This window comes from Aeromicrobium tamlense, from assembly GCF_013408555.1.
Lineage (GTDB): Bacteria > Actinomycetota > Actinomycetes > Propionibacteriales > Nocardioidaceae > Aeromicrobium > Aeromicrobium tamlense.
In genome coordinates this window covers 1,840,017-1,863,310 of sequence record NZ_JACBZN010000001.1, presented here as the reverse complement: position 1 = coordinate 1,863,310, position 23,294 = coordinate 1,840,017, and the positions used below count along the sequence as shown (strand labels likewise).

Below are 23,294 nucleotides of genomic sequence, written 5' to 3'. Positions count from 1 at the left end.
CGACCCTCGGCGCGGCACCTCGGGCGAGGGGATGGCGCGCCCCCTACTTTCGGCTACCAGAACGAGCGTGTCGGCGTCTGTTGCGAGACCTCGGCACACGGCAGGGTGGAGTCATGATCGAAGTCCAGAACCTGTCCAAGTCGTACGGCGACTTCCGCGCCGTCGACGACGTCTCGTTCGTGTGCCGGCCCGGACGCGTCACCGGGTTCCTCGGGCCCAACGGCGCCGGCAAGTCCACGGCGATGCGGATGATCACCGGCCTGACCCGCCCCTCGGGCGGCACCGCCACCATCGGCGGCGCGAACTACGCCGACATCCCCAACCCCGGCACGCAGGTCGGCGTCCTGCTCGACGCCTCGGCCCAGCACGGCGGCCGCACCGGTCGCGAGGTGCTCGTCATCGGCGCCCGCGCGATGGGCCTGCCGATGTCGCGCGTCGACGAGATGCTCGCCCTCGTGGGTCTCACGCCCAAGGAGGCCAAGCGCCGCGTCCGCAACTACTCGCTCGGCATGCGCCAGCGCCTCGGCATCGCGCACGCGCTGCTCGGCGACCCGAAGGTGCTCATCCTCGACGAGCCCGCCAACGGCCTCGACCCGGCCGGCATCCACTGGATGCGCCAGCTGCTGCGCGAGTACGCGAACCGCGGCGGCACCGTCATGCTCTCGTCGCACCTGCTGCACGAGATCCAGATCATCGCCGACGACCTCATCGTCATCGGCCACGGCCGCATCGTCGCCAGCGGCACCAAGGACGAGCTGCTGCGCGCCGCCGGCACGCGGGTGCGGGCGCGCGACCAGGTCGCCCTGATCGGGGCGCTCGAGGCCGCCGGCCTCGACGCGTCGGTCGCCTCCGACGCCGTCACCTCGACCGCGTCGCCCGAGGAGGTCGGCCTGGCCGCCGCGAAGGCGGGCGTGGCCCTGCTCGAGCTGCGCGAGGCCGACGGGGCGGGCCTCGAGGCCATGTTCCTGCAGCTCACCGCCGACGACCAGCGCGATGCCCTCGCCACCGAAGGAGCCCACTCATGAGCACGACCACCACGAGCGGTTCGACGATCGACCTGTCGCGTCCCGCCATCCCCTTCTCCCGCGAAGTCAGGGTCGAGCTGCGCAAGATGTTCGACACCCGCGGAGGTCTGTGGCTGTTCATCATCACCGGTGGGCTGCTGCTGCTGGCCATGGTGCTCACGCTGCTCGTGCTGGCCCTGAACGACGACGTGACGATCACGGCGTCGGGCTTCTCCCAGATCATGACCATCCCGCTGTCGATCCTGCTGCCGGTGTTCGCGATCCTCTCCGTGAGCAGCGAGTGGAGCCAGCGCACGCACCTGACCACCTTCAGCCTGCAGCCCCACCGCGGCCGCGTCATCGGTGCGAAGTTCGCCGCCGTCACGCTGCTCGCCCTCGGTACGCTCGTCCTGGCGGCCGTCTTCGGTGCTCTCGGCAACGTCCTCTACGGCATGCTGACCGACCACGACGTCGTCTGGAACCTCACGGGCAAGGAACTGCTCTGGACGGTCGTGCTGCAGCTGGCGTTCTTCTGGATGGCCTTCGCGTTCGCGATGCTGCTGTTGAACACGCCGGCGGCTGTGGCCAGCTTCTACGTCGTCGCGCTGATCCTGCCGCTCGTGGCGTACCCCATCCTGATGGCCCTGTTCGGCTGGGCGCGCGATCTGCTGCCGTGGCTGGACTTCAACTACGCGGCCACGCCTCTCATCGCAGGCGAGGACGTCATGGGCAACTCGGTCGACGTCGGGGCGCTGGAGTACCTGCGCTTCGCGTTCACGTTCTGCCTCTGGGTCGTCGTGCCCGGCGTGCTGGGCTACCTGCGGGTCCAGCGCACCGAAGTCAAGTGACGCGGAGCCGTCCGCGCGATGGTCGCTCGCTAGGTTGGGTCGCATGCCCGACCTGCTGACCATCGCGCGCGACGGCGACGTCGTCGTCCTCACCCTCCGCCGTCCCGACCGGCGCAACGCGCTCAACCTCGCGCTGTGCCGCGAGCTGCACGAGGCCGCCACCGAGGCCGTCGAGCAGGGAGCCCGCGTGCTCGTCGTGACGGGGGAGGGCTCGGCGTTCTGCGCCGGTGCCGACCTCGACGGCGTCTACGGCGACGAGTTCATCGAGGCCCTGTACCGGATGCTGCACCACCTCGCGCAGGTCCCCGTGCCGGTGATCGCGGCCGTCAACGGCCCCGCGATCGGCGCCGGCACCCAGCTCGCGATCGCGTGCGACCTGCGCGTGGTCGACGAGCGTGCCCGGTTCGCGGTCCCCACGGCGCGCAACGGCATGGCCGTCGACGCGTGGACGATCCGCACCCTGGCCGACCTCGCCGGCAGCGGCCGGGCCCGCCGGGTCATGCTCGCCGCCGACACGATCGACCGCGACGAGGCCCTCGCGTGCGGGCTGGCCGACCGGGCCGGCACCCTCGACGACGCGATCGCCTGGGCCCACGAGATCGCCCGGCTCGCGCCGCTCACGCTGGCGCACAACAAGCTCGTCCTCAACGGCTCGAGCCGCGACGACGAGCGCATCGAGCAGAGCTTCCGCGACGTCTGGGCCAGCCAGGACGTCAAGGAGGCGGCCCTCGCCCGCACCGAGAAGCGCGACCCGATCTTCAGGGGAAACTGATGGCACGCGTGCAGAGCATCGCCTTCCGCGCCCTCGACCGCCACGTGGTCGAGGGCCGCGCCGACGAGCTCGCGCTCGTCACGCCCTCCGGCTCGCTGTCCTACGCCCAGCTGCTCCACGAGAGCGCCTCGCTCGCCGGCGGCCTGCGCGACCTCGGCCTGCGCGCCGGCGCGCCCGTGGCGCTGTCCGTCCCCGACCGCCACACCTGGGTCGTGAGCGTGCTCGCGATCGTGCGTCTGGGCGCCGAGCCCGACCGTGAGGCCGGCTTCCGGATCGAGGGCGACCCGGCCACGATCCACACCGGTGACGAGAAGTACGAGCTCGAGCTCGTGCTGCGCGCCGGACGGGTCGATCCCGCTCGCGCCGAGATGCATGACGCCGGCGACTACGGCGAGCGCATGGAGCGCACGTACGGCGACGTGCTCGCCACGCTCCTGCACGGCGGCACCCTCACCTGACCGGCTCGCAGGGCTCGGCCCCGGGTTCGCCGGCCGGTGCCACAATGGACCCCATGAGTTCGCGGGTGGTCGTCCTGGGCTCGACCGGGTCGATCGGCACGCAGGCGCTCGACGTCGTGCGAGCCAATCCGGACCGGTTCGACGTGGTGGCGCTGGCCGCCGGAGGCGCCGATCCGGCGACCCTGGCATCCCAGGCGCTGGAGTTCGGCGTGGAGCTGGTCGCCGTGGCCAATGCCACCGCCGCGCAGGACGTGCAGCTCGCGCTGTACGCCGAGGCGCAGCGGCGGGGCTGGTCGGCGGGGGAGTACCGGCTGCCGCGGCTCGTGGCCGGTCCCGATGCGGCCGTCGAGGCCGCGCGGGTGCCCGCCGACACCGTTCTGAACGGTATGACCGGCGCTGTCGGCCTGATGCCCACCCTGGCCGCGCTGGAGACCGGTGCCACGCTCGCGCTGGCCAACAAGGAGTCGCTCATCATCGGCGGCGAGCTCGTGCTCGACGCCGCCAAGCCGGGCCAGCTCGTGCCCGTCGACTCCGAGCACTCCGCGCTCGCGCAGGCGCTGCGCGGCGAGGACCCCGAGGACGTGCGCCGACTCGTGCTCACCGCCAGCGGCGGACCGTTCCGCGGTCGCTCGCGCGACGAGCTGCTCGACGTCACCCCTGAACAGGCGTCCGCGCACCCCACGTGGGACATGGGCCCCGTCATCACGATCAACTCCGCCACACTGGTGAACAAGGGCCTCGAGGTCATCGAGGCGCATCTGCTGTTCGGGATCGAATACGACCGCATCGACGTCGTCGTGCACCCGACCTCGGTCGTGCACTCGATGGTCGAGTTCGTCGACGGCTCCACGATGGCCCAGGCCTCGCCGCCCGACATGCGCCTGCCGATCGCGCTCGGGCTCTCGTGGCCGCGGCGCGTCCCCGGCGCCGTGCCCGCCTGCGACTGGACGTCGCCCACCGCCTGGGAGTTCTTCCCGCTCGACGACGAGGCGTTCCCCGCGATCCGCGTCGCCCGTCGTGCCGGAGCCTTCGGACGCACCGCCCCCGCCGTGTTCAACGCCGCGAACGAGGTCTGCGTCGACGCGTTCATGGCCGGCGACCTCGACTTCCTCGGCATCGTCGACACGGTGGCCGAGATCGTGGACGACCACCTCGCCGACCCGGAAGCGGCCACGGGTGACCTCTCCGTCGAGCGCGTCCTCGAGGCCGACGCGCGCGCCCGTGAGCGCGCTCGCCAGGTTGTCGCCGTCCGAGCAGGGGCGGCCCGCCGATGATGTACGCGCTCGGGGTCATCGTCTTCCTGATCGGCGTCGCGGTCTCGATCGCACTGCACGAGGTCGGCCACATGTGGCCCGCGAAGAAGTTCGGCGTCAAGGTCACGCAGTTCTTCGTCGGCTTCGGCCGCACCGTGTGGTCGGTCAAGCGCGGCGAGACCGAGTACGGCCTCAAGGCCATCCCGCTCGGCGGCTTCGTCAAGCTCGTGGGCATGCTCCCGCCCGAGCGCGAGGAGCGCGACCACGACGGTCACCTCGTGGTCCGCTCGTCCAATACGGGCCTGTTCACGCAGATGGCCACCGACGCCCGCGCGGCCGAGTACGAGGACGTCGATCCCGCCGACGAGGACCGTCTGTTCTACCGCAAGCCCTGGTGGCAGAAGGTCATCGTGATGGCCGGCGGCCCCACCGTGAACCTGCTGATCGCCACCGTGCTGTTCGCGATCTCGTTCATGGCGTTCGGCGTGCCCACCCCGACCACCACCGTCGGTCAGGTCTCGGACTGCGCCATCACCGACGCCGAGGTCGGCCGCGCGTGCACCGACGCCGACCCGGTCACCCCCGCGCGGCAGGCCGGCCTCGAGACGGGCGACGTGCTCACCACGTTCAACGGCGAGCCGCTCGACGACTGGACCGAGGTCACCACGCTGATCCGCCGCAACGGCGACCGCGAGGCGACGATCGGCTTCGAGCGCGACGGCGCCGAGCGCGAGGTCACCGTGAACACGTCGGTGCTGGCGCGCGCGTCGGTCGACGACCCGGAGCGGGTCGAGAACGTCGGCTTCCTGGGCGTCTCGCCCACCTTCGTCAACGAGCGCCAGGGACCCGTCTTCGTCATCGACCAGATGGGGGAGATGATCGGCGCCACGGCGAACGCCCTGGTGCACCTGCCCGCCCGCATGGTCGACGTCGCGAAGGCTGCCCTCGGTGCCGAGCGCGATGCCGAGGGTCCCGTCAGCGTCGTCGGCGCCAGCCGCGTGGCCGGCGAGCTCGTCACGTACGACGACCCCACGTGGGGCGAGCGCGCGCAGCGCATCATCGGGCTGCTGGCGAGCCTCAACCTCTTCCTGTGGCTGTTCAACCTCATCCCCCTGCTGCCGCTCGACGGCGGGCACATCGCGGGGGCGCTGTGGGAGCAGCTGCGGCGCGTGTTCGCCCGCCTGCGGGGCAAGCCGGATCCCGGTTTCGTGGACGTCGCGAAGATGCTGCCGGTCGCCTATGGGGTTGGGCTCGTCCTTATAGTCATGGGTGTGGTCTTGATCTACGCGGACATCGTCAATCCGGTGAGGCTCTCGTGAGCGGGGTCGACCTCGGGATGCCCGAGGCGCCGCCGCCGGTGCTCGCCCCTCGCCGGCCCACGCGCAAGATCAAGGTCGGCACCGTCGACGTCGGCGGCGACGCCCCGATCTCGGTGCAGTCCATGACCACCACGCTGACCTCCGACGTGAACTCCACGCTCCAGCAGATCGCCGAGCTCACCGCCGCCGGCTGCGACATCGTGCGCGTCGCGTGCCCCAGCCAGGACGACGCCGACGCGCTGCCCGACATCGCGCGCAAGTCGCAGATCCCGGTCATCGCCGACATCCACTTCCAGCCGAAGTACGTCTTCGCCGCGATCGACGCCGGCTGCGCCGCGGTGCGCGTGAACCCGGGCAACATCCGCAAGTTCGACGACCAGGTCGGCGCGATCGCCAAGGCGGCCAAGGACGCGGGCGTCTCGCTGCGCATCGGCGTCAACGCGGGCTCGCTCGACAAGCGCCTGCTCGAGAAGTACGGCAAGGCCACGCCCGAGGCGCTCGTCGAGTCGGCCGTCTGGGAGGCCTCGCTGTTCGAGGAGCACGACTTCCACGACTTCAAGATCTCGGTCAAGCACAACGACCCCGTCGTCATGGTGCGCGCGTACGAGATGCTCGCCGAGCGCGGCGACTGGCCGCTGCACCTGGGCGTCACCGAGGCCGGCCCCGCCTTCCAGGGCACGATCAAGAGCGCCACGGCGTTCGGCGCGCTGCTCAGCAAGGGCATCGGCGACACGATCCGGGTCTCCCTCTCGGCCCCGCCGGTCGAGGAGGTCAAGGTCGGCATCCAGATCCTGCAGTCGCTCAACCTGCGCCCCCGCAAGCTCGAGATCGTCTCGTGCCCGTCCTGCGGCCGCGCCCAGGTCGACGTCTACACGCTCGCCGAGCAGGTCACCGCGGGCCTCGACGGCCTCGAGGTCCCGCTGCGCGTCGCGGTCATGGGCTGCGTCGTGAACGGACCGGGGGAGGCCCGCGAGGCCGACCTCGGCGTGGCGTCGGGCAACGGCAAGGGTCAGATCTTCGTCAAGGGCGAGGTCATCAAGACGGTCCCCGAGAGCCAGATCGTCGAGACCCTCATCGACGAGGCGATGCGCATCGCCGAGACGATGGAGCCGGTCGAGGGCGGTTCTGCCTCGGTCTCCGTGTCCTGACAGCGAGTTGCAGCCGAAGTCCCGCGGGTAGTCTGGGTCACATGACCGAGGTGTGCGACCCGCCTGCCGCGACGTCCTCCTACGTGAGGCCGCTCGGTCGCGCCGACCTCGAGCTCATCCACGAGGTGCTCGACCGCGAGCCGCTCGTCGACATGTTCGTCCGCCACCGCGTGGACTCCACGCGCCTCGACCGCCGCTGGTTCGGCGCCGAGCTGTGGGGCTACTTCGAGGACGGCCAGGCGGTCTCGCTGCTGCACGTGGGCGCCAATGTCGTCCCGGCCCAGGCCACGCCCGCTGCCATCGAGGCCTTCAGCGAGCGACTGCTGACCCACGGCCACAAGCCGAGCTCGCTCGTCGGGACCGCCGCCACGGTGCTGCCGCTGTGGGACCGCGTGAAGGACGAGTGGGGCCCGGCGCGCTCACCGCGCCCGTCGCAGCCGTTCATGGTCCTCAAGCACGACAGCGACGTGCCGCTCGACCCGCGCGTGCGCCCGGTCCGGATCGACCAGGTCGACACGCTCTACCCGGCGTGCGTCGCGATGTTCACCGAGGAGGTCGGGGTCCATCCCGAGTCGGTGGGCTCGCCCAGCGGGTACCGCGCCCGCGTCACGCAGCTGGTGTCGATGGGCTGGTCGTACGCGATCATCGAGGACGACACGGTGCTGTTCAAGACCGAGGTCGGCGCCTCGACCGACACCGGCTGCCAGCTGCAGGGCGTGTGGGTGCACCCCGAGCTGCGCGGCACGGGCGTGGCCGCCCCGGCCCTCGCCTCCGTGATCCGTCAGGTGCGCCGCGCAGTGGCGCCCGCGGTCACCCTCTACGTCAACGAGCACAACACCCCCGCCCGCCGCACGTACGAGCGTGTCGGCTTCCGCCAGGTCGAGACGTTCGCCTCGATCCTGCTCTGAGAGGCACCATGTCCCGTCGCACCGATCTGGCGCTCGTCGCCGTCCCGTTCGCCGTCTCCGGCGTCATCCACCTCGTCCGTCCGCAGGTCTTCGAGCGGATCGTGCCGCGCTTCCTGCCGCGCCACCGCGAGATCGTCCTCGCATCGGGCGTCGCCGAGCTGGTCTGCGCGGCCGCGGTGATCGCACCGCCCACGCGCCGCGTCGGCGCCATCGCGTCAGCCGGCCTGCTGGCGGCGGTGTTCCCGGCGAACGTACAGATGGCGGTCGACGTCGTCGGCAGCCGCCGGACGTCCCCGGCGTTCAAGGCCGGAGTCCTGGCGCGCCTGCCGCTGCAGTGGCCGCTGATCCGCGCCGCGCTCCACCTCGCGCGCTCCTCCTGAGCCCGTCGGGCGGTCACGTCGCCCGTCGCGCCAGCCGATAGCCTCGTGCCATGCGCATGAGCCAGCTGTTCCTCCGTACCCTGCGCGACGATCCCGCCGATGCCGAGGTCCCGAGCCACAAGCTGCTCGTCCGCGCCGGCTACGTGCGTCGCGTCGCGCCCGGCATCTACTCGTGGCTGCCGCTGGGCCTGCGGGTGCTGGCGAAGGTCGAGGCGATCGTCCGTGAGGAGATGGCCTCCATCGGTGGCCAGGAGGTGCGCTTCCCGGCGCTGCTGCCGCGCGATCCCTACGAGGCCACCGACCGCTGGACCGAGTACGGCGACAACCTCTTCCGGCTCAAGGACCGTCGCGGCAACGACATGCTGCTCGGCCCCACGCACGAGGAGATGTTCACGCTGCTGGTGAAGGACACGTTCTCGTCCTACAAGGACCTGCCCGCGATCCTCTTCCAGGTCCAGACGAAGTACCGCGACGAGGCGCGTCCCCGCGCGGGCATCCTGCGCGGCCGCGAGTTCATCATGAAGGACTCGTACTCCTTCGACGTGAGCGACGAGGGCCTCGAGGCGGCCTACCAGGCGCACCGCGCCGCCTACATCCGCATCTTCGACCGCCTCGGCTTCGACTACGTCATCGTCCAGGCCGACTCCGGCGCCATGGGCGGCTCGGCGAGCGAGGAGTTCCTCGTGGTCTCCGAGACCGGTGAGGACACGTTCGTGCGCTCGCCCGGTGGCTATGCGGCCAACGTGGAGGCCGTCACGACGGTCGTGCCCGACGCGATCGCGTTCGAGGGCCTGCCCGCGGCGCACGTCGAGGACACGCCCGACACCCCGACGATCGAGACGCTGGTCGCCCACGCCAACGAGAAGCACCCGCGCCAGGACCGCCCGTGGACCGCGGCCGACACGCTCAAGAACGTCCTCGTCATGCTGCGCCACCCCGACGGCTCCACCGAGCCGCTCGCGATCGGCCTCCCCGGCGACCGCGAGGTCGACGCGAAGCGCCTCGAGACGCAGGTGGCGCCCGCCGAGGTCGAGCCGTTCGACGAGGCCGCGTTCGCGCAGCACCCGGGGCTCGTGAAGGGCTACATCGGTCCCGCGGCGCTGGGCGCCGAGAGCACCACGGGCATCCGTTACCTGACGGACCCCCGCGTCGTCGACGGCACCAGCTGGATCACCGGCGCCAACGAGCAGGGCCGGCACGTGTTCGACCTCGTCGCGGGCCGTGACTTCGCGTCCGACGGCACGATCGAGGCCGCCGAGGTGCGCGCCGGCGATCCCGCACCCGACGGCTCGGGTCCGCTCGAGCTGGCGCGCGGCATGGAGATGGGCCACATCTTCCAGCTCGGCCGCAAGTACGCCGAGCGGCTCGGCCTGCAGGTGCTCGACGAGAACGGCAAGCTCGTCACGGTCACGATGGGCTCGTACGGCGTCGGCGTCTCGCGCGCCGTGGCGGCGGTCGTCGAGGGCTCGTACGACGACGCCGGCATCGTGTGGCCGAAGGAGGTCGCGCCCTTCGACGTCCACCTCGTGGTGGCCGGCAAGGATCCCGCCCTGTTCGAGGCCGCCGAGGGCCTCGTCGCCGAGCTCGAGACGGCCGGCTTCGACGTCCTCTACGACGACCGCCCGAAGATGTCGCCCGGCGTGAAGTTCAAGGACGCCGAGCTGATCGGCGTCCCGACGATCGTCGTCGTGGGCAAGGGCCTGGCCGACGGCGTCGTCGAGGTGAAGGACCGCGCCACCGGCGAGCGTCGCGACGTGCCCGTCGGCGAGCTCGTCACGGTGCTCGCCGACCACGCCTGAGTCGCGCCTCCGCGCCGGCGCATCCCGGCGACGCGCCGGCCGGTGAGGCGTCTCGACAACACGTGTGCCGACCGACATGATCGCCTCCGACGCGCGAGGCCTTCGCGCCGGAGGAAGGGTACCGATGCGAGGCTCGATCATCTCGACAATGGCCGCTGGGTCCGTCCTGCTCGCTGCGGTGCTGGCCGGCTGCTCCGGCGCGTCCGAGCCCGACGGGCCGACGGTGATCGTGGTGGGCGACGTGGTGCCCGTGCTGTCCGAGGACGACTACCGCGTCACGGGTTCGATCGCCGCGCAGCTGGACGGACGCGCCGCGACCTTCCAGGGCTGGACGGCTGGCGGCGACGAGATCTACGTCCGGGAGGCCCACTCGGCCGACGGCGGTTCCGGGTACGACCCGTACGCCGTCGCCCTGGTCGCCCGCGACCCGGGCACGGGCGGGACCGAGGTCCTGTCGGATCGCGCCCGGCGGCAGGGGCCCGTCGACCGCGACGCCATCCCGGGCAGCGCGCTTCAGCTCGGTCCTGTCACGGTCGACGGGGACCGGCTCCTCTGGGTCGAGTCGCCCAGCCGTGACCACGGCGACCTCCACGTGCTCGACCTGGGCGACGGCACGGATCGGCTCCTCGCGACGCGTTCGGTCAGCGTGCTCTCGCGTCCGGTCGTGGTGGGTGACGACGCCTGGTTCATCGCGTCGGACGCGAAGGACCCGGAGAGCATCCCGCGCATGAGCTCGCTCTACCGGGTGCCGCTCGACGCGAGTGCCCCGCCGCAGCGCGTCGCCGAGGGTGCGACGGACGTGTTCGCGGACGTCGGAGGCAAAGTGCGCGTGTTGATCGGCGACCGGCTGATCGGCTGGGATCCGTCCCTCGGAGCCGAGGGACGGATGCCCGGCGATGGCCTCGCGGGCACCTCGTTCGCGGCGAGCGAGGGCGTGTCGGCCGTGCTCGACCCGGAGGCGCACGAGATCCGCATCGACTCCGACCTCGGTGACCATCGGATCGACGCCGGCGACGGGAGCCTCGGCGCGCTCAACGCCACGGATCGCTGGGTCGCCTTCGCCGTCGAGCGCAACGGCGAGCAGCAGGCCCACCTGCTCGACCTGCGCCGGGGAGAGCTGAGGCGACTCGCCGACGCGCCCGTGCCGTCAAGTGCCAGGTTCGAGGACCACCAGTACGCCCTCGGGACCGCGTCCGGCCGTCTGCCCACGACCTTCCCGCTGATCGAGCTCGGCCCGGCCGACTGACCACCGCTCCGCGGCGCCAGATGTGTAGCGGTATCCACAGTTTTTCGGCCTGAACGCCGGGAAAACGGTGGATGCCGCTACAGATCTTGCTCGCCGGAGGCGAGAGAGTCAGTCGAGGCCGGGGAAGGGCTCGGGGTCGGCGCCCCAGCGGACCTGGGCGAGGGCGGCGGCGCGCAGGCCGCGGACGGCGCGGTCGCGTGCCCGGTCGCTCGTGGGGCCGACGAGTCGCACGCAGGCGGCGGCGATGCGGGCCTCCACGTCGCGCACCAGCGCTCGAGCGGCGCTCGCGTCGCGCGGATCGGTGACGTCGTAGGAGGGCTGGGTCGCCACGGGCGTCCCGCCGAGGTCCGTGACGGCGTCGGCCAGCCGGTCGCGCGTGGTCTCGTGGGCCGGCAGGGCGTCCTGCGCGGCCTCCTCGAGCGCGGGGAACCGCGCCCCGACGAGGGCGAGCACCCAGATCGCCTCGTGCTCGAGGGCCAGCCACTGCTGCGTCAGGCGCAGCTCGGTCGCGGTGCTCACGCCAGCGTCACCGCCTGCGCGAGCCCGGCCGACATCGACGCCAGCACCTGGGCGAAGTCGGGGGAGATCGCGGCGCGCGCGTCGGTGGCGCGGTGGCCCACGGCCGCGCGCAGCACCTCGGCGAGGTCGCCGTCTTCGGTGCCCGTGCCGGGCGTCGTGCCGAGCTGCACCAGCTGGGCCGAGACCAGCGTCACGACCTCGGGGTTCCCGGCGCCTCGCGCGACCGCCAGCACGCGCTGCTGGTCCTCGACGACGGCCCGCATGAGCGAGGTGTCCTCGGGGCGGGGGAGAGGCTTGGGCGTGGCGCCCACGGCCCGCAGCGCGTCGTCGAAGGTGTCGGTGACGAACAGTCCTGCGAGGGCCACCGCGGCTCCGCCGGCGGCGGCGATGACGACGCGTCGGCTGCTCACGACCGCAGACTACCGACCTCGACCTCTTCGGTAGGGTGGGGCAGTACGGATGACAACTGAACAGGAGCACCCGATGACCACCCCCACCCCGGAAGGGATCTCGAGTCTCCTCGAACCCGTCACCACCTCCCTCGGCCTGGACCTCGACGAGGTCGAGCTGCTGGGCAAGGGCGAGCGCCGCCGCCTCCTGGTCGCCGTCGACCGCGACGGCGGCGTCGACATCGACACCATCGCCGCGGCCACGCGCGCCATCTCCGCTGCGCTCGACGACTCGGACGTCATGGGCGAGAGCCCGTACACGCTCGAGGTCGCGTCGCGTGGCGTCGACCGGCCCCTCGTCGAGGCCCGCCACTGGCGTCGCAACGCCGGTCGTGTCGTGGCCGTCGAGCTGATCGACGGCGAGCGCTTCGAGGCCCGCGTGGGCGAGAGCGATGCCACGGGCGTCGACCTGGCCGTCAAGGGCGACACCACCCGCTTCCCGTACGACGAGATCGTCAAGGCCGTCGTGCAGATCGAGCTGAACCGGAAGGACGTCTGATGGACATCGACATGTCCGCGCTGCGGATGCTGGAGCGCGAGAAGGGCATCAGCTTCGACCTCGTCGTCGACGCGATCGAGACCGCCCTGCTCTCGGCGTACCACAAGACCTCGGGCGCCCAGCAGCACGCGCGCGTCGAGCTGGACCGCAAGAGCGGCCACGTCACGGTGTGGGCGCGCGAGCGTCTGGAGACCCCGCCGTCCGAGGACGGCGAGACGCCCCCCGCCACGTTCACCGAGGAGTTCGACGACACCCCCGAGGACTTCGGCCGCTTCGCCGCCTCCGTCGCGCGCCAGCTGATCATGCAGCGCATCCGCGACGTCGAGGACGAGCGCAAGTTCGGCGAGTTCTCCGGCAAGGTCGGCGACATCGTCTCCGGCGTGATCCAGCAGGGTCGCTCGCCGGGCGACGTCTACATCGACCTCGGCTCGATCGAGGCCGTGCTGCCACTGAACGAGCGGGTACCCGAGGAGCGCTACGCCCACGGCGAGCGCATCAAGGCCTACGTCTACGAGGTCGAGCGCGGCCTGCGCGGTCCTCGCGTCAAGGTCTCGCGCACCCACCCGAACCTGGTGAAGCTGCTGTTCGCGCTCGAGTCGCCCGAGATCGCCGACGGCTCGGTCGAGATCGCGGCCATCGCGCGCGAGGCCGGTCACCGCACGAAGATCGCGGTGCGCGCCACCGCCGCCGGCGTGAACCCCAAGGGCGCCTGCATCGGCCCGATGGGCCAGCGCGTCCGCGCCGTGATGACCGAGCTGCACGGCGAGAAGATCGACATCGTCGACTTCAGCGAGAACCCCGCCGAGTTCATCGCCTACGCGCTGTCGCCCGCGCAGGTGAAGGGCGTCACGATCGTCGACGAGGCCACGCGCTCCGCGCGCGTGGTCGTGCCCGACTTCCAGCTCTCGCTGGCGATCGGCAAGGAGGGCCAGAACGCCCGTCTCGCAGCGAAGCTGACGGGTTGGCGCATCGACATCCGACCCGACACGGCACCCACGCCGGGTGGCGATTCGGCGTCGCCTCGGTAGAGCCGCTAGACTTGACGATGGTGATTCGTACGTGCGTCGGCTGCCGGCAGCGTGCGGAGAAGTCCACTCTGGTGAGAGTCGTCGCCGGACGGAGTGCCACGGGAGTCACCGTGGAGCCCGACCCAGACGGCACTCGACCGGGCCGCGGAGCGCATCTGCACCCCGCGGAACGGTGCCTGCAGCTCGCCCTCGACCGGCGGGCGTTCGTCAGGGCCCTTCGACTCGAAGGATCCCCGGACACCGAAGCCCTGACCGACTGGGTGCGGAACGAGGCCCAGCGCAGAGCCTGACCACTGCGGCACCGACCGGTGTCGCTCGAAACGGAAATCGGAGCACACGCTCATGAGCACTCGATGAGTACTGCGCAATGAAGATGCACCGCGCAATGAGCCTGTACGTCTACAACTGATCCGTGCCTCCTTCGGGGCCGGATCCCTGAAGGAGAAGAGTGGCCGTAAGAGTCCACGAGCTCGCCCGCGAGCTCGGTGTTGAGAGCAAGGTCGTCCTGTCCACCCTCAAGGAGATGGGCGAGTACGTGAAGTCGGCGTCCTCCACCGTCGAGGCGCCGGTCGTGCGCCGTCTGAAGGAGGAGCACGGCGACCGCCTGCGCGAGCAGGGTTCGAAGAAGGCTGCCAAGAAGGCCGCCCCGGCGAAGAAGCCGGAGGCCCAGAAGGCGCCCGAGAGCACCACCCCCGAGTCCACGCCCGCCGAGGTCGCCGCATCGCCGGCCGCCCCGGCGGCGCCTGCTGCGCCGAAGCCGGGTCCGGCTCCGGCGCCCAAGCCGGCGGCACCCGCCCCGGCCGCGAAGCCCACCCCGGCACCCCAGCAGCCGTCGGCCCCCGAGGCCCCGGCCGCTGCTGCCGCGGAGGCTCCCGCCCCCGCGCCGTCGCGCACCCCCGGTCCCCGTCCGGGACCGGCCCCGCGCCCCGGCCAGGCCGGCGGCCTGCCCACCAGCGGTGGTCCCCGTCCGGGTCCGCGCACGCCGGCGGCCCGTCCGGGCAACAACCCGTTCTCGTCCAAGCAGGGCATGCAGCAGGAGCGGGCGCCGCGTCCGCCTGCGGCCCGTGAGGGCGGCGGCGCCCCGGCTCGTCCGGGCATGCCCCGTCCCAACCCGGCGATGATGCCCAAGCAGTCCGCGGTCGGTCCCGCCCGTCCCGGCGCTCGTCCCGGTCCCGGCGGTCGCGCCGGCGGTCCCGGTCGTCCCGGTGGCGGCGGTCGTCCCGGTGGCGGTGGCGGCGGAGCCCGTCCCGGCGGCTTCAGCGGTCCTCCCGGTGGCGGTCGCCCCGGCGGCCCCGGCCGCAACCAGCGCGGCGGCACCCAGGGTGCCTTCGGTCGCGCCGGTGGCCCGGTCCGTCGTGGACGCAAGAGCAAGCGCGCGAAGCGTCAAGAGTTCGACCAGATGCAGGCGCCGTCGATCGGCGGCGTGCGCGTCCGCAAGGGCGACGGGCAGGTCGTGCGCCTGGCCCGTGGCGCCTCGCTGACGGACTTCGCCGACAAGGTCGGCGTCGACGCGGCATCGCTCGTCCAGGTGCTGTTCCACATGGGCGAGATGGTCACCGCGACGCAGTCGGTCAACGACGAGACGCTGCAGCTGCTCGGCGAGGAGCTGAACTACGACGTCCAGGTCGTCTCGCCCGAGGACGAGGACCGCGAGCTGCTCGAGTCCTTCTCGCTGGAGTTCGGCGAGGACGCCGGCGACGAGAGCGATCTGGCGGCCCGTCCGCCGGTCGTCACCGTCATGGGTCACGTCGACCACGGCAAGACGAAGCTGCTCGACGCGCTGCGCAAGGCCAACGTCGCGGCCAAGGAGGCCGGCGGCATCACGCAGTCGATCGGTGCCTACCAGGTCACGACCGAGGTCGACGGCGCCGAGCGTGCGATCACGTTCATCGACACCCCGGGCCACGAGGCGTTCACCGCCATGCGTGCCCGTGGTGCCCAGGCCACCGACATCGCGATCCTCGTGGTCGCGGCTGACGACGGCGTCATGCCGCAGACGGTCGAGGCGCTCAACCACGCCAAGGCCGCCGGTGTGCCGATCGTCGTCGCGGTCAACAAGATCGACAAGCCGGGTGCGGACCCGTCCAAGGTCCGTGGCCAGCTGACCGAGTACGGCCTGGTGCCCGAGGAGTACGGCGGCGACACGATGTTCGTCGACGTCTCGGCCAAGGCCGAGCAGGGCCTCGACACCCTGCTCGAGTCGATCGTGCTGACCGCCGACGCCGAGCTCGACCTGCGCGCCAACCCGGCGCAGAAGGCCGAGGGCCTGGCGATCGAGGCGCACCTCGACCGTGGTCGTGGCCCCGTGGCCACCGTCCTCGTCCAGCGCGGCACCCTGCGTGTCGGCGACTCGCTCGTGGCGGGTCCGGCCTTCGGCCGCGTCCGCGCCATGCTCGACGAGTTCGGCGACAACATCGAGGAGGCGACCCCGTCGCGTCCGGCGCTCGTGCTCGGCCTCACGGCCGTGCCCGGCGCGGGTGACAACTTCATGGTGGTCGAGGACGACCGCATCGCCCGTCAGATCGCCGAGAAGCGTGAGGCGCGCGAGCGCAACGCGCTGCTGGCCAAGCGCTCGGGTCGCCGCACCCTCGAGGACTTCATGTCCTCGATGGAGAAGGGCGAGACGGACGAGCTCCTGCTCATCCTCAAGGGCGACGGCGCCGGCTCGGTGGAGGCCCTCGAGGACTCGCTGGCCGGCATCGAGATCGGCGACGAGGTCGCACTGCGGGTCATCGACCGCGGTGTCGGCGCGATCACCGAGACCGACGTCAACCTGGCGGCGGCGTCCAACGCGGTCATCATCGGCTACAACGTCCGGCCCCAGGGCAAGGCGACCGAGCTGGCCGACCGCGAGGGTGTCGAGATCAAGTACTACTCGGTCATCTACCAGGCCATCGAGGAGATCGAGAGCGCGCTCAAGGGCATGCTCAAGCCGATCTACGAGGAGCAGCAGCTCGGCACCGCCGAGATCCGCGACATCTTCCGGTCCTCGAAGGTCAAGGGCGGCAACATCGCCGGCTGCATGGTCACCAGTGGCTCGATCCGACGCAACGCCAAGGTGCGCATCGTCCGCGACGGCTCCGTCGTGGCCGACAACCTCGACGTGTTGTCGCTGCGCCGTGAGAAGGACGACGCGTCCGAGGTCCGCGAGGGCTTCGAGTGCGGTGTCGTGGTCTCGTACTCCGACATCAAGCTCGGCGACGTGATCGAGGCCTTCGAGCTGGTCGAGAAGAAGCGGGACTGACGATGGCGAGTCCTCGTCAGGCCAAGAAGTCCGATCGGATCAAGGAGATCGTGGCGACGATGCTCGAGCGGCGGGTCAAGGACCCGCGGCTCGGCTTCGTCACCATCACCGACGTGCGGCTGACCGGCGACGGTCAGCACGCCTCGATCTTCTACACCGTGATGGGCGACGAGACCGCTCGTGCGGAGACGGCCGCGGCGCTGGTCAGCGCCACCGGCCTGATCCGCTCCGAGGTCGGCAAGCAGCTCGGCGCGCGGCACACGCCGTCGCTGGAGTTCTTCCTGGACTCCGTTCCCGAGACGGCCCGCGAGATCGAGGACCTGCTGGCGAAGGCCCGCGAGTCCGACGCGCGGGTCGCAGAGCAGGCACAGGGCGCCACGTACGCCGGCGACGCCGACCCGTACAAGCAAGGCGAGGACGAGGACGAGTCCACTGAGCAGTGAGGTTCCGCGGTCGCGGCACGGCTCGCCCCAGGGCGAGAGGCGTGCCGCGACCACGGAGTCCGGTCTCGTGGTCGTCGACAAGCCGATCGACTGGACGTCGCACGACGTCGTCGGTCGCACCCGCCGGCTCGCCGGCACGCGCAAGGTCGGCCACGCCGGCACCCTCGACCCGATGGCGACGGGCGTCCTGGTGCTCGGCGTCAACCGCGCCACGCGCCTGCTCGGGCACGTGGCGGGTGCCGACAAGGAGTACCTCGCCACGATCTCGCTCGGCGCGACCACCGTCACCGACGACGCGCAGGGTGAGGAGACCTCCGTCGCCGACGCCTCGGCGCTCACGATCGACGACGTCCGCGCGGCCATGGAGCCGCTGACGGGCGCGATCGAGCAGGTGCCGTCGTCGGTCTCGGCGATCAAGGTCGACGGCCAGCGCGCCTACGCGCGCGTGCGGTCGGGCGAACAGGTCGAGCTCAAGGCGCGACCCGTCGTCGTCTCGGCGTTCGAGCTGCTCGAGTTCGAGCCGGGGGAGCGTGCCGTCGCCCGTGTCCGCGTGGAGTGCTCGAGCGGCACCTACGTCCGCGCGCTCGCGCGCGACCTCGGTGCCGCACTCGGCGTGGGCGGTCACCTCACCAGCCTGCGTCGCACCCGCGTCGGCGGCTTCACGCTCGACCAGGCGCGCACCCTCGACCAGCTGGGGGAGCACTTCGAGATGGTCGGCCTCGACGACGCGGCGCGTGCCGCGTTCACGGCGGTCGAGCTCGACGAGGACCAGGCTCGCGACGTGCGGTACGGCCGCGCGCTGCCCGGGCTCTCGGTCCCGTCGGGCAAGCCGGTGGCGATCTTCGCGCCCGACGGCTCCTTCCTCGCGCTGTACGAGGCCGCGGGCTCCGGGGCGCGCCCGGTCGCGGTCTTCGTGTGAGACCACCTAGGCTGAGCGCCATGTCGCTCCGGTCGTCCCACCCCCGCGGTTGGCTCCGCCGGTTCCTCCTCGGCGCCCTCCTCGTGCAGGTCGGCGCCGTCGTCTCGCTGATGACGGCGACGTCGGTGCGCAAGCGTTTGCGCGGCAAGGGCACCGAGCCGCTGCCGCGCATCGAGGCCGACCACTTCACCATCGGCGGCGGCAACGAGGTCCAGGTCTACGTCTCCGGCGAGGCCCTCTACGACGACATGCTGGCGGCGATCGCCGGCGCCCGGAAGCGGATCCTGCTGGAGTCCTACATCATCAAGGCCGACGCGATGGGGCGCCGCTTCCGTGCGGCGCTGCGCGAGGCGGCCGGCCGCGGCGTCGAGGTCTGCGTGGTCTACGACGGCTTCGCGAACCTCGTGGTCCCGCCGAGCTTCTTCCGCTTCGGCCACGGCGTGCGGATGATGCGCTACCCGATCCTGCCGCACCGGCTGGCGTTCTTCAGCCCGCGCGCGTGGGGCCGCAACCACCGCAAGATCCTCGTCGTCGACGACACGATCGGCTTCGTCGGCGGGTACAACATCGGCAGCCTCTACGCCGACGAGTGGCGCGACACGCACGTGGCGGTCACCGGTCCCGCGGTGTGGGACCTGGAGAACGCGTTCATCGACTTCTGGAACGACGTCCGGCCGCACGAGAGCATGACGGCGCTGTCGGAGTCCACGTGGGACCCGCACGTGCGCGCGCACCGCAACGTGCCGCGGCAGCTGATCTACCCGATCCGCGGGATGTACCTCGAGGCGATCGACCGGGCGACCGAGACGATCGAGATCACGCAGGCGTACTTCATCCCCGACCAGAACATCCTGCAGGCGCTCATCGACGCCAGCCGTCGCGGCGTGCAGGTGCGCATCCTCGTGCCGAAGGTCTCGAACCACGTGGTCGCCGACTTCGTCGCCCGTGGCTACTTCGGCCCGCTGCTCGACGCCGGCGTGGAGATCCTGCGCTACAGCGACCACATGGTGCACGCGAAGACGATGACGGTCGACGGCGAGTGGTCCACGATCGGCACCGCCAACATCGACCGGCTCAGCCTCACGGGCAACTACGAGATCAACCTCGAGATCCTCGACGAGGGCCTGGCGAAGGGGATGCGCCGCATCTTCGAGCGCGACGCCGAGAGCGCGCAGGTCCTCGACGCCGAGACGTGGCGCGAGCGCCCCACGATCGCCCGCCTCTACGAGCGCCTCATGCGCCCCTGGCGGCCGCTCGTCTGACCGTGCGGCGTTCATGAGAGTCCTCTCACGAACGTCTCACGGAGGCTTCACGGCCGGGCCCAAGAGTGGAGGCAACGACACTCGAGGAGGATGCATGAACAACCTAGTGCGCACCGGCATCGCGACCCTGGCCGGAACGATCGCCCTGACGACCGGAGGCGTCGTCGTGGCGCAGGCGGCCGTGGGCGGGCAGACCGACCCGGCCAAGCGCGAGGACGCCACCAGCAGCGTGGTGACCACGGTGGACGACGAGCCCACGCCGGATCCCGAGCCGACGGCCGACCCCACCGCCGACCCGACGCAGAACACGCTGAAGACGACGGTGTCGGCGCAGACGACCTCGGCGACCGCCGGGGCCGACGACCCGACGGCCCACACGGTGCAGTCGCGTCAGACGGTGCAGACCCGCCCGAGCGCCCCGTCGCGCCAGACGGTGCAGACGAAGCAGTCGCGCCCGAGCGCCCCGTCGAAGCAGACGGCGCCGAGCAAGCAGACCGTCGCGTCGAAGCAGTCCGCCAACACGCGCGGCACCAACTGATGCCCACCCCCGCAGCGTCCGGCACCCCGGCGGCAGACCTGCCGCCGGGGCTCGTCGGGCTCTCCGAGCTCGGCGGCGGCGTCCACCACGAGGTGTGGCTCGCGTACGACGAGTCGCGCCTGGCGCCCGTCGTCGTGAAGATCCTGCGACCCGAGCTGATCGGCGACGCCGACGCGGTGGCGAGCACCCTGCGCGAGATCGAGGTGCTGTCGCAGCTGGCGCACCCGTCGATCGTGCGGCTCTACGACTTCGACGACGGCGCCGAGCGCCCGTACCTCGTCCAGGAGCATCTCGACGGCCCCACGCTGTCGGCCCTCATCTTCCGCGACGGTCCCGTGCAGCTGCACCAGCTGCTGCCGCTCGCGCTCGAGCTCGCCGGGGGAGTGCACTACCTGCACGCCCGTGGCCTGCTGCACCTCGACGTGAAGCCCAGCAACGTCATCATGGGCGCGCCGGCGAAGCTCATCGACCTGAGCCTCACGCTGGACCTCGACACCGCCGCCGCGCTCGACTACCCGGTCGGCAGCGACGAGTACATGCCGCCCGAGCAGTGCGACCCGGTCACGCACGGGCCGATCGGTCCGGCTGCCGACGTCTGGTCGATCGGCGCGACGCTGTACCGCGCGGCGGTCGGCCACCGGGCCTGGCGCTTCGGCGGCGACGACCGCTGGCCCCAGCTGAGCACCCCGCCCGCGCCGATGCCGGAGTTCGTCCCGGCGCCGGTGCGCGATCTCGTGATGGAGTGCCTCGCGTTCGACCCCGCCGACCGGCCCACGACGGTCGAGCTCGTGGAGCGGATCGAGCCCCTGCTCGCGGCGCTGCCCTCGGCGCGTCTCGCGGGCTTCAGCCTGCGTCGCTGAGCGCGCTCAGCCGGCCCGGTAGCCGACGCCACGCACCGTGGTGACGAGCTCCGGGCCGAGCTTCTTGCGCAGGTACCCGACGTAGACGTCGACGATGTTCGAGCCCGGGTCGAAGTCGTACCCCCACACGTGCGAGAGCAGCTGCTCGCGCGACAGGGCCTGGCCGCGGTGGCGCAGCAGCACCTCGGCGAGGGCGAACTCGCGGGCCGACAGATCGACCTCGCGGTCGCCGACGAACGCGCGTCGGCTGCGGACGTCGAGTCGCACGTCTCCGGCCGACAGGTCCTCGCTCACGACCGTCTCGGTGGTGGTGCGCAGCCGCAGGCGCACCCGCGCGACCAGCTCGGCGAAGCGGAACGGCTTGCTCATGTAGTCGGCCGCGCCGCCTTCGAGCGCCGCGACCGTGTCGGTGACGGAGTCGCGCGCCGTGAGGACGATGACCGGGAGCGTCGAGCGCTCCTCGCGCAGCCGCCGCAGGACCGTGTAGCCGTCCATGCCGGGCAGGCCGATGTCGAGCACGATGAGGTCGAACTCGCCGCTGAGCGCGTAGTCGAGCCCCGTGATCCCGTCGGCGACGACGGTGGGCGTGAAGCCCTCGGAGCGCAGGCCCTTGGCGACGAAGGAGGCGATGCGCTCCTCGTCCTCGACCACCAGGATCCGGCTCATGTCACCGATCCTGCACCCTCGGCAGGCGCAGCCGGAACACGGCCCCCGAGCCGGTGGGCGGATCGTCGAGGACGACCGTGCCGCCGTGCGCCTCGGCGATCGCGCTCACGATCGACAGGCCGAGGCCGAAGCCGTCGTGCGAGCCGGTGGTGGTGAAGCGGTCGAAGATCTCGTCGCGCAGCTCGGTCGGCACGCCGGGGCCCGTGTCGGCCACCCAGAGCTCGATCGAGCTCGAGGTCGCGCCGGAGCCGATCGTGATCGTGTCGCCGTCCTGCGTGTGCCGCACGGCGTTGTCGGCGAACTGGAGCAGCGCCTGCGTGATGCGCTGGCCGTCGAGCATGGCCTCGCCCACCGCGGACAGATCGGTGCGCCAGTCCCGGTCGGCGAGCGCTCGTGAGCGGGCGGCGACGCCCTCGCCCAAGGTCTGGAGGTCGACCGGCTCGAGCCGGATGAAGTCGGGACGTCGTGCCTTGGCCAGCACGAGCAGCTCGTCCACGAGGCGCGACATGCGGTCGATCTCGTCGAGCAGCAGCGCCTTCGTCTCGTCGACCTCGGCCGGGTCGTCCGGGTCCATGAGCTCGATGTGGCCGCGCAGGACGGTCAGTGGCGTGCGCAGCTCGTGGCCGGCGTCGTCGAGCATCTGCCTCTGGGTGGAGAAGGCGGCCTCCAGCCGGTCGAGCATGTCGTTGAAGGTGACTTGGAGGTCCGTGAGGTCGTCGTGTCCGGTGACCTCGAGCCGTTCGTCCAGGGAGCCCGCGCTGATGTCGCGGGCCGTGTCGCGCAGCCGGCTGAGGGGCTGCAGCAGGCGTCCGGCGAGCCAGGACGACGCGGCCAGCACCACCACGAGCGCGAGCAGGCCGACGAGCGCGTACGTGATGAGCAGGTCGTTGAGCTGCTCCGTGGCCTCGGTCCGGTCGCGGGTCACGACGAGCGCCGCGGCGGCATCACCCTGCTGCACCGGCAGCACACCCACCCGGTAGCGCTCGCCACCCGCGGTGAAGTCGCGCAGGCCGCCCGTCGCGCGCAGGTCCTCGACGAGCGCGGAGAACCGGGGCGAGTCGAGCAGGTTGCGGTCGGCGTCGCCGATGTACGACGGGCCACCCGTCGTGGGGAACATCCAGACGATCTCGCCGTCGTCGGGCAGCGTGCGTGCCAGGAACTCCGACAGCCGCGCGTCGGCCCCGACGGTCGGCTCGGTGGCGAACGCCGTGCGGAACTCGGCGAACTCCTGGCTGATGGCGGCGTCGATGCTCTGGTCGATCCGGCGCGACTCCACGACCCACATCGAGACGCCGGCGGCCAGCAGCGCGGCTCCGACGAGCAGCCCGATCGCGGCGATCAGGCGACTGCGGACGGAGAACGAGGGCCGGCCCGGCCTCACCACGCCCGGCTCCGCCGGCGCGACTCAGTCGTCGTCATCGGGGTCGTCACGGTCGTCGAGGTCATCGTCGTCATCATCATCGTCGTCGTCCACCCGGCGCGGCGAGGGCTTCACCTGGCTGGGCTCGGGCTGCGTCGGCGTCGCGGTGGTCGGCGTGGGGCTGGGGGTCGGGCTGGGCGTGGGCGTCGGGTCGACGGTCTCGCTCACGGCGGAGGGGTCGATGACGACCGGCTCGACCGTGCCGTCGGATCCCTGCGCCGGGCTCAGCCGGCCGACGAGCACGCCCCCGAGGACGAGGACGACGGCGCCGAGCAGGCCGGCGACGAGCATGGAGCGGGGGGACATGCTCCC

General features: G+C 71.8%; 25 protein-coding genes. 20 read left to right on the top strand and 5 right to left on the bottom strand.

Annotated features, from left to right (window positions below):
* Positions 1 to 113 precede the first annotated feature (113 nt).
* From BJ975_RS09205 to BJ975_RS09155, 11 genes are all read left to right on the top strand, one after another.
* The gene (locus BJ975_RS09205) at positions 114 to 1,025 is read left to right on the top strand and encodes an ABC transporter ATP-binding protein (protein WP_179425135.1); all 912 of its coding nucleotides are present in this window, start codon (positions 114 to 116) and stop codon (positions 1,023 to 1,025) included.
* The gene (locus tag BJ975_RS09200) at positions 1,022 to 1,852 is read left to right on the top strand and encodes a hypothetical protein (RefSeq protein WP_179425126.1); all 831 of its coding nucleotides are present in this window, start codon (positions 1,022 to 1,024) and stop codon (positions 1,850 to 1,852) included. Before BJ975_RS09205 ends, BJ975_RS09200 begins: the two co-directional genes overlap by 4 nt.
* 43 nt (positions 1,853 to 1,895) lie before the next feature.
* Entirely contained in the window at positions 1,896 to 2,624 is a 729-nt protein-coding gene (locus BJ975_RS09195; protein ID WP_218845808.1) for an enoyl-CoA hydratase, read from the top strand.
* The gene (locus BJ975_RS09190; RefSeq protein WP_179425124.1) at positions 2,624 to 3,082 is read left to right on the top strand and encodes an AMP-binding protein; all 459 of its coding nucleotides are present in this window, start codon (positions 2,624 to 2,626) and stop codon (positions 3,080 to 3,082) included. Before BJ975_RS09195 ends, BJ975_RS09190 begins: the two co-directional genes overlap by 1 nt.
* 53 nt (positions 3,083 to 3,135) lie before the next feature.
* Positions 3,136 to 4,356 (top strand): 1-deoxy-D-xylulose-5-phosphate reductoisomerase, encoded by a 1,221-nt coding sequence (dxr, locus tag BJ975_RS09185; protein ID WP_218845806.1) that lies wholly within the window; start codon positions 3,136 to 3,138, stop codon positions 4,354 to 4,356.
* Positions 4,353 to 5,654, top strand: coding sequence for a M50 family metallopeptidase (locus BJ975_RS09180; protein WP_218845805.1), 1,302 nt, complete (start codon positions 4,353 to 4,355; stop codon positions 5,652 to 5,654). The genes dxr and BJ975_RS09180 overlap by 4 nt, the downstream gene beginning before the upstream one ends.
* Before the next feature lie 17 nt (positions 5,655 to 5,671).
* On the top strand, positions 5,672 to 6,802 hold the full coding sequence (ispG, locus tag BJ975_RS09175) for a flavodoxin-dependent (E)-4-hydroxy-3-methylbut-2-enyl-diphosphate synthase (RefSeq protein WP_179428173.1): 1,131 nt from the start codon (positions 5,672 to 5,674) through the stop codon (positions 6,800 to 6,802).
* A 41-nt stretch (positions 6,803 to 6,843) separates the two neighbouring features.
* Complete coding sequence (locus tag BJ975_RS09170; protein WP_179425120.1) at positions 6,844 to 7,710, top strand: GNAT family N-acetyltransferase; 867 nt, start codon at positions 6,844 to 6,846, stop codon at positions 7,708 to 7,710.
* Positions 7,711 to 7,718: 8 nt separating this feature from the next.
* Positions 7,719 to 8,090, top strand: coding sequence for a DoxX family protein (locus tag BJ975_RS09165; RefSeq protein WP_179425118.1), 372 nt, complete (start codon positions 7,719 to 7,721; stop codon positions 8,088 to 8,090).
* A gap of 50 nt (positions 8,091 to 8,140) precedes the next feature.
* Positions 8,141 to 9,889, top strand: a complete 1,749-nt coding sequence (locus BJ975_RS09160) for a proline--tRNA ligase (protein ID WP_223303264.1) — start codon at positions 8,141 to 8,143, stop codon at positions 9,887 to 9,889.
* A gap of 148 nt (positions 9,890 to 10,037) precedes the next feature.
* Positions 10,038 to 11,135 (top strand): hypothetical protein, encoded by a 1,098-nt coding sequence (locus BJ975_RS09155; protein WP_179425116.1) that lies wholly within the window; start codon positions 10,038 to 10,040, stop codon positions 11,133 to 11,135.
* A gap of 108 nt (positions 11,136 to 11,243) precedes the next feature.
* On the opposite strand, the gene BJ975_RS09150 is transcribed toward BJ975_RS09155, so the two are convergent.
* Together BJ975_RS09150 and BJ975_RS09145 are read right to left on the bottom strand one after the other, a co-directional pair.
* Positions 11,244 to 11,654: a DUF4439 domain-containing protein gene (locus BJ975_RS09150; RefSeq protein ID WP_179425114.1), complete on the bottom strand. Its 411-nt coding sequence runs from the start codon at positions 11,652 to 11,654 to the stop codon at positions 11,244 to 11,246.
* Positions 11,651 to 12,064, bottom strand: a complete 414-nt coding sequence (locus tag BJ975_RS09145) for a hypothetical protein (RefSeq protein WP_179425112.1) — start codon at positions 12,062 to 12,064, stop codon at positions 11,651 to 11,653. Before BJ975_RS09145 ends, BJ975_RS09150 begins: the two co-directional genes overlap by 4 nt.
* Positions 12,065 to 12,137: 73 nt before the next feature.
* On the opposite strand from BJ975_RS09145, the gene rimP reads away from it, so the two are divergent.
* The 9 genes from rimP (at position 12,138) to BJ975_RS09100 (ending at position 20,896) form a co-directional block, all read left to right on the top strand.
* On the top strand, positions 12,138 to 12,602 hold the full coding sequence (gene rimP / locus BJ975_RS09140) for a ribosome maturation factor RimP (RefSeq protein ID WP_179425110.1): 465 nt from the start codon (positions 12,138 to 12,140) through the stop codon (positions 12,600 to 12,602).
* On the top strand, positions 12,602 to 13,630 hold the full coding sequence (gene nusA / locus BJ975_RS09135; protein ID WP_179425108.1) for a transcription termination factor NusA: 1,029 nt from the start codon (positions 12,602 to 12,604) through the stop codon (positions 13,628 to 13,630). The genes rimP and nusA overlap by 1 nt, the downstream gene beginning before the upstream one ends.
* Before the next feature lie 17 nt (positions 13,631 to 13,647).
* Complete coding sequence (locus tag BJ975_RS09130; RefSeq protein WP_179425106.1) at positions 13,648 to 13,920, top strand: YlxR family protein; 273 nt, start codon at positions 13,648 to 13,650, stop codon at positions 13,918 to 13,920.
* Between the two features lie 158 nt (positions 13,921 to 14,078).
* The gene (gene infB, locus BJ975_RS09125; RefSeq protein ID WP_179425104.1) at positions 14,079 to 16,874 is read left to right on the top strand and encodes a translation initiation factor IF-2; all 2,796 of its coding nucleotides are present in this window, start codon (positions 14,079 to 14,081) and stop codon (positions 16,872 to 16,874) included.
* Positions 16,875 to 16,876: 2 nt separating this feature from the next.
* Positions 16,877 to 17,317 carry a 30S ribosome-binding factor RbfA gene (rbfA, locus tag BJ975_RS09120; protein WP_179425102.1) on the top strand — a complete coding sequence of 147 codons (441 nt, stop codon included), beginning with the start codon at positions 16,877 to 16,879 and terminating at the stop codon, positions 17,315 to 17,317.
* 67 nt (positions 17,318 to 17,384) lie between these two features.
* Positions 17,385 to 18,236, top strand: coding sequence for a tRNA pseudouridine(55) synthase TruB (gene truB, locus BJ975_RS09115; protein WP_317628312.1), 852 nt, complete (start codon positions 17,385 to 17,387; stop codon positions 18,234 to 18,236).
* Positions 18,237 to 18,256: 20 nt separating this feature from the next.
* The gene (locus BJ975_RS09110) at positions 18,257 to 19,498 is read left to right on the top strand and encodes a phospholipase D-like domain-containing protein (RefSeq protein ID WP_179425100.1); all 1,242 of its coding nucleotides are present in this window, start codon (positions 18,257 to 18,259) and stop codon (positions 19,496 to 19,498) included.
* A 94-nt stretch (positions 19,499 to 19,592) separates the two neighbouring features.
* Positions 19,593 to 20,036 carry a hypothetical protein gene (locus BJ975_RS09105; RefSeq protein WP_179425098.1) on the top strand — a complete coding sequence of 148 codons (444 nt, stop codon included), beginning with the start codon at positions 19,593 to 19,595 and terminating at the stop codon, positions 20,034 to 20,036.
* Positions 20,036 to 20,896: a serine/threonine-protein kinase gene (locus tag BJ975_RS09100; protein ID WP_179425096.1), complete on the top strand. Its 861-nt coding sequence runs from the start codon at positions 20,036 to 20,038 to the stop codon at positions 20,894 to 20,896. The genes BJ975_RS09105 and BJ975_RS09100 overlap by 1 nt, the downstream gene beginning before the upstream one ends.
* A 6-nt stretch (positions 20,897 to 20,902) precedes the next feature.
* Here BJ975_RS09100 and BJ975_RS09095 read toward each other — a convergent pair whose 3' ends face one another.
* From BJ975_RS09095 to BJ975_RS16750, 3 genes are read right to left on the bottom strand one after another with little or no spacing between them, the layout of a single operon-like run.
* Positions 20,903 to 21,562, bottom strand: coding sequence for a response regulator transcription factor (locus BJ975_RS09095; RefSeq protein ID WP_179425094.1), 660 nt, complete (start codon positions 21,560 to 21,562; stop codon positions 20,903 to 20,905).
* Between the two features lies 1 nt (position 21,563).
* Positions 21,564 to 22,946, bottom strand: coding sequence for a sensor histidine kinase (locus BJ975_RS09090; RefSeq protein ID WP_179425092.1), 1,383 nt, complete (start codon positions 22,944 to 22,946; stop codon positions 21,564 to 21,566).
* Positions 22,947 to 22,967: 21 nt separating this feature from the next.
* Complete coding sequence (locus BJ975_RS16750; protein WP_179425090.1) at positions 22,968 to 23,288, bottom strand: hypothetical protein; 321 nt, start codon at positions 23,286 to 23,288, stop codon at positions 22,968 to 22,970.
* Positions 23,289 to 23,294 lie beyond the last annotated feature (6 nt).

Excerpts from the sequence above, each read along its gene's own strand:
- BJ975_RS09180 (WP_218845805.1), top strand. The coding sequence starts at position 4,353 with ATGATGTACGCGCTCGGGGTCATCGTCTTCCTGATCGGCGTCGCGGTC.
- BJ975_RS09095 (WP_179425094.1), bottom strand. The coding sequence starts at position 21,562 with ATGAGCCGGATCCTGGTGGTCGAGGACGAGGAGCGCATCGCCTCCTTC.
- BJ975_RS09190 (WP_179425124.1), top strand. The coding sequence starts at position 2,624 with ATGGCACGCGTGCAGAGCATCGCCTTCCGCGCCCTCGACCGCCACGTG.
- BJ975_RS09100 (WP_179425096.1), top strand. The coding sequence starts at position 20,036 with ATGCCCACCCCCGCAGCGTCCGGCACCCCGGCGGCAGACCTGCCGCCG.
- nusA (WP_179425108.1), top strand. The coding sequence starts at position 12,602 with ATGGACATCGACATGTCCGCGCTGCGGATGCTGGAGCGCGAGAAGGGC.
- rimP (WP_179425110.1), top strand. The coding sequence starts at position 12,138 with ATGACCACCCCCACCCCGGAAGGGATCTCGAGTCTCCTCGAACCCGTC.
- ispG (WP_179428173.1), top strand. The coding sequence starts at position 5,672 with ATGCCCGAGGCGCCGCCGCCGGTGCTCGCCCCTCGCCGGCCCACGCGC.
- BJ975_RS09165 (WP_179425118.1), top strand. The coding sequence starts at position 7,719 with ATGTCCCGTCGCACCGATCTGGCGCTCGTCGCCGTCCCGTTCGCCGTC.
- rbfA (WP_179425102.1), top strand. The coding sequence starts at position 16,877 with ATGGCGAGTCCTCGTCAGGCCAAGAAGTCCGATCGGATCAAGGAGATC.
- BJ975_RS09110 (WP_179425100.1), top strand. The coding sequence starts at position 18,257 with ATGTCGCTCCGGTCGTCCCACCCCCGCGGTTGGCTCCGCCGGTTCCTC.
- BJ975_RS09170 (WP_179425120.1), top strand. The coding sequence starts at position 6,844 with ATGACCGAGGTGTGCGACCCGCCTGCCGCGACGTCCTCCTACGTGAGG.
- dxr (WP_218845806.1), top strand. The coding sequence starts at position 3,136 with ATGAGTTCGCGGGTGGTCGTCCTGGGCTCGACCGGGTCGATCGGCACG.
- BJ975_RS09205 (WP_179425135.1), top strand. The coding sequence starts at position 114 with ATGATCGAAGTCCAGAACCTGTCCAAGTCGTACGGCGACTTCCGCGCC.
- BJ975_RS09155 (WP_179425116.1), top strand. The coding sequence starts at position 10,038 with ATGGCCGCTGGGTCCGTCCTGCTCGCTGCGGTGCTGGCCGGCTGCTCC.
- BJ975_RS09200 (WP_179425126.1), top strand. The coding sequence starts at position 1,022 with ATGAGCACGACCACCACGAGCGGTTCGACGATCGACCTGTCGCGTCCC.
- BJ975_RS09130 (WP_179425106.1), top strand. The coding sequence starts at position 13,648 with ATGGTGATTCGTACGTGCGTCGGCTGCCGGCAGCGTGCGGAGAAGTCC.
- BJ975_RS16750 (WP_179425090.1), bottom strand. The coding sequence starts at position 23,288 with ATGTCCCCCCGCTCCATGCTCGTCGCCGGCCTGCTCGGCGCCGTCGTC.
- BJ975_RS09160 (WP_223303264.1), top strand. The coding sequence starts at position 8,141 with ATGCGCATGAGCCAGCTGTTCCTCCGTACCCTGCGCGACGATCCCGCC.
- BJ975_RS09195 (WP_218845808.1), top strand. The coding sequence starts at position 1,896 with ATGCCCGACCTGCTGACCATCGCGCGCGACGGCGACGTCGTCGTCCTC.
- BJ975_RS09105 (WP_179425098.1), top strand. The coding sequence starts at position 19,593 with ATGAACAACCTAGTGCGCACCGGCATCGCGACCCTGGCCGGAACGATC.